We start from the raw sequence: 10,576 nt of genomic DNA, 5'->3' as shown, positions 1-10,576 counted from the left end.
TTTAACTGAAATATATCAATAAAAATTCTAAAGGCTTGATTAAATATATTCAACTTTAATTGCTTTATGTCCGAATGTAATGCCTTTTGGTCAAGCGGCAAAGCAGTACATCTAATTATTTTAAAATCAGATGTTGAAAAAAAGAACGCGATTTAGGGATTTACGACACTCTAAAGGACGAATAATTAATGAGGCCAAGTATCATTAGGTTAATTGAAGCAGCTACGTCATATCAAAAAACCAATCCGTTGTTTTATTTAAGCGTTTGTTCCTCCTTCTCTGTGTTTATAAGTATTTTTCAATTGAAAAAATGTTCCTTTGGATGTTTACTTTGTTGAAAATATTTGCAGTCAAATTAAATATGGACGGACTTGATGACAGATTGGAAGAAGATGGTTGGTAACGTAGGCAACCAACAATATTCAAACAGGCTGAAGGTATTGAGGGGGCGAGGAATTGATACTAAGGCGATTGAAGAAACTGTAGAAAAAACAATTGAAAATTTGATTAAGAACCGCGGTAGGTCTTTTGTGATATTTGGGGAACCTCAAAGCGGAAAAACAGAGATGATGATAGCCTTGAACGCGAAATTGCTTGACGAAGGCACAGATGTTATCATTAATCTTGTTACTGATAGCGTAGATCTGTTGGAACAAAGTCTGTCGAGATTTCGTGAATCTGGTCTTAGTCCGTCACCAAAGCAGTATACTGAGCTCCCGCAAAAACCAGATGATTTTAACCACAAAAAATGGGTTATCTTTTCTAAAAAAAATGCGAAAGACTTGGAAAAACTTAAAACGCTTCTTCAATTTCGAAAACAAATCGTAGTTATCGATGATGAAGCTGATTTTGCATCTCCTAATGCGAAGGTAAACAAGAACCAAAAAACAAGAATCAACCAACTGATACATGACCTTCTTGGGACGACCGGGCAATATATAGGTGTTACAGCGACACCAGCTAGATTAAACCTAAACAATACATTCGAAAATGATAGTGAACTATGGGTAGAATTTCGTCCGCATCCAGATTATGTCGGGCAGAAATTTTTCTTTCCCTCCAACGGGGTAATAGATTATCGTTTGCATACGTTTGATGTCGATGAGGGATCTGAAAGAAATGAATTAGAAAATGCAATCTTACACTTTTTGTGCGGTGTGGCTGAACAACATATGCGCGGTTTTGAGAAAAATTTTACGATGTTAGTTCATACAAGCGGCAAGAAGGATGAACATAACAATGATATTGGTGTTATACGAAACACTATTGATACACTTTCTTCGCCAGAAAAACTATCATTTGAAAAGATAGTTAATAAAAAACTTAAAGAAATAGCGAACGAATACAGTGACAAAGGACCAGACGAAATTGTAAAATTTGTTTTGAGAAATATTTATAAAAATACAATAGTAGAGATAAATTCAAGTAAATTGAGTGCAAAAGTATCAGATATAGCTAAACCAAAATGTCTTTTCTCATTTGCAGCTGGAGGAAATATTATTTCAAGAGGTGTGACTTTTGATAATTTATTGTCAATGTATTTCACAAGAAGTGTGAAAGGAAAATTTTCTCAGGATACCTATATTCAGCGGGCTCGCATGTTTGGTAACAGAAAAGAATATAAGAATTATTTCCAGTTGTGGTGTCCAACCGAACTTATGAAGAACTGGAGCAAGTGTTTTGAATTTCACAATCTCGCGATTTCGGCTATGCGTAGTGCGTCAGGAGCGCCTGTTTGGCTTTCAGATCATAAGACAATCCCGACATCTTCTAACTCCATCGATAAGTCCACTGTAGATTTTGAAGACGGAGAGATGTCATTTCATTTGTTTAAGTATAACGACAATTATGATAAGGCCATGGATAGAGGAGGTCGTACGAACAGTCAAATGTTAGATATACTACGTAAAACATTTTCTGAAGAAGAATTTCCTCAATACCTATACGAATATATAAAGCGTGATTTATCCGAAGACCCTAAGACTGATATTTCGTTCCATAAAACCAGTCAATTTGGTAAAAGTAATAATAAGTATAGTTATGATGAAATCAAAAATATTCGGCGTAAAAAAGGAATTTTTTCAAATAATGAATTTTCTCGAAGTGAACGTCCGAATGCAAAGCATCATTTAAAAATATTTTTCAATAAATACGGAGATGCTCGGCTATTTTATAAGATTAATGGAGATGCAATTAAATTTATTAGAAATAAAAAATGATTTTTTGATTGGATGACATGAAAATATATTGGACAATATTATCATATATAATTGATAATATTACTATTGTATATAATGATAATAAATAATATTTATTTTCGTTTAGAAGAAATGCCAGAGCAAAATAATGTATTTTCTACGAAACATAGCGTTTTCGCATATTATTTGTTGGAATTAAATTGTCGGGGTATAGAATGGCTTAGATGCCTAACTGTGTTGTTAAACCGTCGTAAGCGAACAACATAATAATTTTGCGTAAGCGTCTATTTCCTTAAGGTATGTACAAAGGAATGATAGAAATCGCAGATAACACCGTTGTATCTTGGAATTAGATGGTTATAAAAGCCTTGATGAAGTCACACCCAAAATAGCAATGATTGGCAAAATAGCATCCCGGATGTTTTTCAAAAACAATTAAAGGTAAATTTGTGAATGAAATATATACACCCATTTCCCGCACGTATGGCGCCGGAAATTGCGCTTGAGAAACTAAAAAATCTGAGGGCAGGCCAGGTTGTATTAGATCCGATGGCGGGTTCCGGTATGGTACTATCGCAAGCAGCGCGTAATGGTATTGCTGCCATAGGGATCGACATAGATCCCCTTGCTGAGCTCATTTCACGAGTTGGATCAACTTCCGTTGATGAAAATGAAGTTCGAGCAGGTTTAGAAATGTTATTAGATCGGTGTCAATCGGAAAAGGATCAAGTGTATTTACCTTGGATAGATGAAGATATTAAAACTAAAAATTTCATTGATTTTTGGTTTGCACCTAAACAGAAAGAGCAGCTTCGTCAATTATCGTTTTATTTGCATGCACAACCAATCAACGTTTCTGAGATTGTCTTAAGTCTTCTGAAAGTCACTTTGTCCAGACTAATTATAACAAAAGAGCCTAAAGCATCGCTTGCTAGAGATACTGCTCATAGTCGACCTCACAGGACAATTCATAAAAATGATTTTAATGTCTTTGGTGCGATGAGATTCTCTCTTAATCACCTTTTAAGGGCACTTGATGCATCTTCAATTAAACTGAATGCGAGAACTTACGTGGGGGACGCGAGAAAACTAACTGTTGTTAAAAGCAATTCTGTGGATTGTATTGTTACATCTCCTCCCTACCTAAATGCTATTGATTATATGAGAGGGCACCGTTTGTCGCTGGTATGGCTAGGTTATTCATTGGATGATCTTCGCAAAATTCGCATAAGTGAAATTGGTGCCGAGGGAGCTTTGAACGATACTATTAGCAGTAAATTTTCGGATATACTTCATAATCTTGGATTGGATCTCCTTGAATGTAAAAGTAAATATATGCTTGCTCGTTATTTTTCGGATTTGATACGACAAACAAAAGAGGCATATAGGGTCTTGAAAAATAATAGTAAGGCTACATATGTGATTGGAAATTCCACAATTCGCGGGATATACATCCAAAACAATAAGCTGTTAAAGCTCGCTGGGATTTCTGCCGGCTTTGAAGTTGTCCATGAAACGACTCGTGAAATTCCGGATAGTCGTCGCTATATGCCTATGATGGTTGTTGGTAATAACCTTGCAAAGCGAATGCGTACTGAGCACGTTATAGATTTCAAAAAATGAATTTTGTCTTTTGTACTCATGTTATAAGCTTCAATTTTGAAATATTTTAAATAGAATATCATTTTTCAAATTTTATTGCTTTTTATATTTTCAATTTTGTTATTCCTATTTTATTGAGCGTAATAATTTTAAATTAAAAAGAAAATAGGATTAAATAAAGGAAAGGGTGTGGGGGGGGCGAAAAAAATAAAAAATTATATTACCACTCTTTCTTAAATTGAAACAGTTAGTAAAAAAGAATAGTAAAACCGAAATGGCGCCTTCAATTTTAATGAGAATAATAAAAATATAAATATATATTTTTAAGCATTGATAAAAATGTTAATAAAACGCATATCATAAGTCTACCTAACAAGTTGAAGTTGCCATGTAGAGTGAACGATTGAGATAGAAAAAGAGTGCACTGAAATAGGTTGAAACACATCCCGTGGCTTCAGACATACCTGAAAAAATGTGAATTACATGAGTTGAGCCTAAATTGACCAATAAAATTTAAGATTGGAATAAAAATTTTGAGATGGTGCTTGGAAAATGTAACGCAAGGATAACAGCGTGAATGGATTGTTTCTCATTTTGAAGTAGGGTGGGTAGTAATACTCGGCCACTCTAATGATTTTATCTGATTATTCTGAGGTTAAAGCGTTGTCACTTTTTACCAGAAGTGACGATCGTCCACAATTGGTTAAGGCGGCTGTTAACGCATTGGTCATCGACAAGCGCTACTGCGCGCCGAATTGGAGAAATTGAAAAAATTTGTTCCTTTGGAAGCCGATATAGCGGCAACTGCAATGGAACGCCGTCATATATTGGAAGAACTACGCAATGAATTAAAAATAGACGTTCCGGATATTGATGTTGTTATCAGCGAGGAAACCGACGCATTACGGTTTCAGAAAGATGGACGTTTTGCCACTTTATAAAGGCCGGCCGATACCAGCTTCTATTACGATCGGCCGACAAAGTAGATCGTTTTAAAACTTGTCGGAAGATGAGCAATCTGACAAAAACAGTGCCGAACCGTGAAAAGCCGCTTTGATCGGCAATACACTCCACAATATGAGACAAAACCACATATCAAAACTGATATTTGCCGCGTTTTGAACAAGGCAATGACAAATGTAAAAGCTATATCGGCCTGCTCATAATCAGAACTGGTATTTAATCTTGAGGCCGCCGCCGCCACCTTGGCGTTTGCCGATATAACCCTGTCCGCTAATGTCAACACTTAACGCTTTTATAGTGCTTATCGGGGTCATCGAAACACCTGCCTCGAATATGCCGGTGTCTCCCTCAAGTGAAGGTTTATCCAGTTTTAATTGATAAGCATATGCGCCAATTTTACCATCAAATTCATGATCGTAGGCGACACCAACAAAAGGTTTGAACTGCTGGTTATAAGCCATCGTGTAGCGTGCGCCAATGCGAATGCGCGAACTGTCGGCATCGTCGAACCTGAGCTTGTCGACACCGATGGTAACGGTTTCGCTGTCAATCTTTGTCCATAGATAACGGGCATAAACATCAACCGAATTGCGTTCGTCAAAATTCATGACATAACCGACACCGCCATGCAGACCATAGTAGTCGGCACCGCTATCATATTTGCTGCTGCCGCCGGTAATTCCCAAAATATCATTGGTATCAAAATCGGTATCTATATGGCCAGCCCGGAATGACGCTTCGGCATAAAGGCCATCTGCCTGTCCGGCTTCGAGCTTGTCAACCAGACCAAGGCCGGTACCGGCAAAATCAATTCGCCCCAAAATACCGCCGCCAGTATAATGGGTATCGCCATCACCATGAACAGAGGCATAGGTTGCAAAACTGTTATAGGTGTCGTAAGTCCCACGGCCATACTCAAAAAATGCCCCAAGTGTCACAGCGTGTTTATTGGCAATTTCAAACCCGCTAGCCAGACCAACAGCCATATTAAAGCCGTCTACATCGGCATGGCTACCCGTCTTGTAACGGTTGGAACTGCCGTCAATGACAAAAAATGGCATCAAATTCATATTCCAAGCCTTGTCAGCACCTTCAAGAACCGCAGCTTTTGCCGAGCGTATGCCCGAATTGGCAATAAGGTCTGCAGCCTGGTTCAAAAACCCGAGGGAAGCCACACGCCCTTCGGAAAAAGCTTTGGAGCGCGGATTGATCCGTCCGGCCAGTTCATTACCGGGATTGTCTCCGCCATTACTGCCCGTATCTGTCATATCTGTCATATTGACAGCCGTCAGAACATAGCCATCATTTTCCTGTTGCAATTTCATGTCATAAATAATGAAATTGCCTTGGTGAACTTCCAAGCTGGGAACATCGGGCCCGTTTTTGGACTTGTCGATCAATGTTATTTTGTCGTTAACATGCAACCGGTTACCGTCATTTAGCAATGAAACTGTATGGCTGGTTTTTGCCAGATCAACAGGATTTGTACCTGTAATATGGACAAGTGCATCATTGTTCACAACATCTTTCGGCAAAACCCAATTGTATTTTTCAAAATTATAGATGCCTGCCATGCTTCCGCGAAATTCATTCAGGTTTAGCGTATTGCCGGTAAAAACATCATTCGATGAAGCAGCCGCGTCATAGCCGCCATACACCGAACCGGAAATTTTGACGCTTTCTCCCATCAACGTCACAATGTTTTTCGTTGCCGAACTACCAGAAGATATGCCACCGAAAACATCTCCGGTAATTGTCGCATCCTCGATAGCAACATTATTTGCTATCGCCCCACCATTTTGGCTTTGACCGCCTATGACACTTTGTGCACTGCTTTTGGCCGATACTATCACCTTGTTTTCTGTTGCATCACCAAGTGAAGAAAACCCGCCTGTTACGCTTTTTTCGGCAATACCACCCCTCAACGCGACGGTGTTATTGATTGCATTGGTTGACGCCATTCCGCCATATATTACACCATTAACCGTCGCATCGGTAATAACCGCACTGTTGTTTGACGCCTCGCCAAGTGTTGAAAACCCCGCAAAAACATCAACAGTCCTGCCACCCGTCAAAAAAACTTTGTTAAAAGATGCCGCTCCAACGGATTCGCTTGATCCGCCAAAAATGCTATCTTTGACAGTGCTTTGTGTTATTGTCACTACATTATTCAACGCCGCACCGTTGGCCACACCGCCATAAATGCTACCGCCGACTGTTGCGCCCGTGATAGTGACCCTATTACCATCATCTTCATTTGTGCCACCAGCAGTGCCAACGCCGTACTGAATGTGAGCACCGTATACCTCACCGGTAACTTCGGTGTTTTCTTCAATGGTAACACTATTGCCCTTGGCTGATGTTGCTGTTGCCAAAGAATCGCCCGATCGGTACACGTATCCGCTAACAACTTGGCCTACTTTGGTTTTTATAGACCCTTTACTTGCTATATTAACATGATTGCCCCACGCATTGCCATCCCCTGCAAATGCCGCATTAATCACACTATTTTCAATATCTGCACTATGAATGATAATGCTGTTGTTATTGGCATCACCCGATCCCATGGAAAATCCGCTATAAATTTGTATCCGCGCAACAAACTTGCCGGACTCTAAAACAATACGATTGCCATTTGCGGTTCCGCTCATTGTTATGCCGCCGTAAAAATTACCTGATAAGGTAATGTCCTTTACATGGATATAATTATTATCGGCATTTCCTGTACCGTCTACACGCCCACCATAAACATGGTTTTCAATTTTACCGCCATTCAAAATAACTTTATTATTGCTGGCGTCACCATCACCATTACGAATTAAGCCACCTATAACGTTATAAGGCGAAACATAGGGAGTTTCATCATTTTCATCAAACGATAAATTACTATCATTTGATACAGTAATAGTGTTATTTGATGACGATTTTGCAGGATAAAGAGAGTAACGCAATGAAGCTGGATCCCGACGAAGTTTAGTGGTAGCGTCTTCCGAAGTACCATTGTAAACAATATCCTCTGCATAGGCACTTGACGAAGTTGATAAGGATAAACATAGCATCAACGTGAAAGTCGAAACTTTCACTGTCACATAGTTATTTATCATATTTCATTTTCTCCTAAACCGCATTCGCAAGTCTATTGCAGGCGACTTTTTCTCAAATTGAATGAATCAACTCGTGTAAAACGTAAAACTAAATTCATTCAATAGTGCACGCAATTATAAATTGTAAAACTACATTAAAGCATTTTTCGTGAAAAACTATTTAAAAAAGGTCAATTACAAAGTTTTTCTTGCGGATAAGTTGTTTTTTTAACGATCACGTCTGTTATTCTGATTTTTAATCCATTTGACTGGTATGGCGGTAAGAAATTCAAGGCAGATTATAGCTATTTTTGATGAGCTCTTAAGCCATTATTCTTTTCGCTCTATTATGCTGTATTGCGCTACAGTGTAGCCGTTCTAAAACCATGTTTTTTGATTTGCGCTTTTGCTCTTTTGCAAAAAATTACAGTTTTTCTGCACACGGTCGAAGCGTGCCAAGGCGCCGTATAAGCGCACGAACGCGTTTAAAAAGTCCGTACGCCCAAATAAAAGATGCGTAGAATTTAATTTGAAACGATACACCTGTCAAAGTGCTTGCCCCTGCTCATAGCGCATATCAAGCCTGGCAAAATATCAAGCCTGGCAAAATTCCGATGGCAAAAAGTAGCGGTTCTACATTGAGGATCAATTTTATTTTCTCCCTTCCGGTGATATTTAAAAACAGTCAGATACAAAATAACGCAAGTGGCAGATTTCCGATAAACGTTAAAACGAACAACCCGTTGACAATATTCAATAAAACATTGTGCATTATTCAATAAAACATTGTGCATTCAACCGGTATTACCAGCAACAACCTCTTTTTTATTTAAACAACACATATTCTCGTCATATCGCGGCCGGCGATCGTGTTAAAGTGACCATTGTTCAGCACACTTCAGGCTTGCTGCCCGTTCGATATTCTGTCGCAATTCAGGAAAGAGAATGTGACGCTATTAACAAAAGATGCGCTTATGATAAAACTTGGTGACATCGGAAAAAACGTCAGCAGCAAAGCGGCCGCAACAGACAAAAGTTTCGATTGACAGCATAAATTTGATTGATTGGCATATAATAAATAGAACCGTTTCAACACAGACATTCGGAAGTTCATAAGGCGTAAATTTTTCATTGCGTTCCAATAGGCGGAAAAAAAGAATTTTTTCACCTGTTCTATGCTTTTTGCCCCCTGCCGAAGGGCAAGCGCGCTATAGCAACAACAAAACCGGAATTAACGAGGCGCGGACCCGACCAATGGGTAGGGTATTATCATCCAACAGATGATCTTGTTGCTCATGAAACTATGAAGGATAATGCGGACGCAAGTCGAGAGTTGTTGCAAAATGTCTAAATTCGCAGATTTCTATGCGGTCCTGACTGACAGGCGCTAAACTCCAAATCTTCAAGCATTGTAGCCTCTTCCTGCCTTGGATTGATGATACGATCACTGGCTCTATCAACAGTTGACGTATCATTCCTTTCACTTTGCTAAGTGTATGAACTAATGGCAGCTTCAGTCATTGTTACTTTGCTTGTCGGGATAACGTCTTGTAACTGCAAGCCGCGGCAGGAAGCCGCGTTACGAATAAATGAAGCCGCGTTAGGAATAAATAATGAGGCCTTTGAATATCCGTCCTTAAGTTGCCAGAAAGAACTTTGTTGGTCTGAAAAAAGCCGATTTTCCATCTTTGCCAACGTATTTGCACCTTCAGTTATCAAATGTCTGGTCTGAACGCGGTGGTATTCGGCACTCGTTCAAACGCATGGTAATAACCACAACTCTTCCGAATATTGACTACAATAAGTTTGATGTTTTTTCGCAATAGGAAGTGCGTTATATCTGCAATCTTTCCTGCAATCGGGTTCTTGCGCTGGTTGCTTAATTTATTTGAAGTTTGCAACGAGATATAAGGCGCAACTACCACAAATATTTTGGCCAGTCTTTGACCGCGCCTATGTTGTTCACAACGAATGCGATAGCAACAAGAGTGACAGAGCCAAGGAAAACAGGTGTGAATAGAAATGAATATATCCGAGATCGACCAGCCCGTTATATCCGCGCCATCCATCGGAGTTTATGAAGGATACTATACTATTCTTCTGCATATAATGCCCTGTAACGTGGCTTTCGGGCAATCAGGAACAACTTCTGTATAAAACTGTCGATCGCGTTCAAAAAGCCAAAAATAGTTATTTTACCATAAGCACCGCGATTACGTTTACCTTTTACACGGCCTGCTCCGAACAGACTTTCATCAATTGCGACAACCCCGAACATTGGTCGCTCAGCTTCACTGGCAGCATATATTCTTTGATGCAGACTATGATGAAAACGGTCGACGGCATTACGATTAAGCCCTGTCAAGTCTGCTGTTTGTAGGGCTGTTAAATCGATCGCAAAACAGCGGACAAAATCGCAAATTCTCTGCTCTGAAATGTGACTACAGATACAATACTTATTCTTAATATCTGCTCATAACCTTAGGACGAATTTTGTCACTAAACTAGGCAAGACCCATTTATTATTTTTCTGCTTAGGCTATCTCATCATTTTTATAAAGGCCGGCCGATACCGGCTTCTATTACGACCGGCCGACAAAGTCGATCGTTTTAAAACTTGTCGGAAGATGTGCAGTCTGACAAAAACAGTGCCGAACTGTGAAAAGCCGCTTTGATCGGCAATAGATTCCACAATATGAGACAAAACCACATATCAAAACCGACGTTTGC

The 10,576-nt window shown here is 39.4% G+C and carries 5 protein-coding genes; 3 read left to right on the top strand and 2 right to left on the bottom strand.

Annotation, left to right across the window (positions count from 1 at the left end):
- Nucleotides 1-374 precede the first annotated feature (374 nt).
- From BBC0122_RS10635 to BBC0122_RS13060, 3 genes are all read left to right on the top strand, one after another.
- On the top strand, nucleotides 375-2,219 hold the full coding sequence (locus BBC0122_RS10635) for a Z1 domain-containing protein (protein ID WP_077993693.1): 1,845 nt from the start codon (nucleotides 375-377) through the stop codon (nucleotides 2,217-2,219).
- Nucleotides 2,220-2,651: 432 nt separating this feature from the next.
- On the top strand, nucleotides 2,652-3,821 hold the full coding sequence (locus tag BBC0122_RS10630; protein ID WP_077993691.1) for a TRM11 family methyltransferase: 1,170 nt from the start codon (nucleotides 2,652-2,654) through the stop codon (nucleotides 3,819-3,821).
- A gap of 743 nt (nucleotides 3,822-4,564) precedes the next feature.
- Nucleotides 4,565-4,741 (top strand): hypothetical protein, encoded by a 177-nt coding sequence (locus BBC0122_RS13060; RefSeq protein ID WP_188318045.1) that lies wholly within the window; start codon nucleotides 4,565-4,567, stop codon nucleotides 4,739-4,741.
- Nucleotides 4,742-4,966: 225 nt separating this feature from the next.
- Here the strand turns inward: BBC0122_RS13060 and BBC0122_RS10625 are convergent, their stop codons facing one another.
- Nucleotides 4,967-7,867 (bottom strand): autotransporter outer membrane beta-barrel domain-containing protein, encoded by a 2,901-nt coding sequence (locus BBC0122_RS10625; protein WP_077993689.1) that lies wholly within the window; start codon nucleotides 7,865-7,867, stop codon nucleotides 4,967-4,969.
- Nucleotides 7,868-9,938: 2,071 nt separating this feature from the next.
- Complete coding sequence (locus tag BBC0122_RS13410) at nucleotides 9,939-10,211, bottom strand: hypothetical protein (RefSeq protein WP_149866695.1); 273 nt, start codon at nucleotides 10,209-10,211, stop codon at nucleotides 9,939-9,941.
- Between the last annotated feature and the right edge of the window lie 365 nt (nucleotides 10,212-10,576).

Source organism: Ditibartonella choladocola (genome assembly GCF_002007565.1).
Classification (GTDB): Bacteria; Pseudomonadota; Alphaproteobacteria; order Rhizobiales; family Rhizobiaceae; genus Bartonella; species Bartonella choladocola.
The sequence above is the reverse complement of the archived record's forward strand: the minus strand, read 5'-3'. Positions and strand labels throughout refer to the sequence as shown.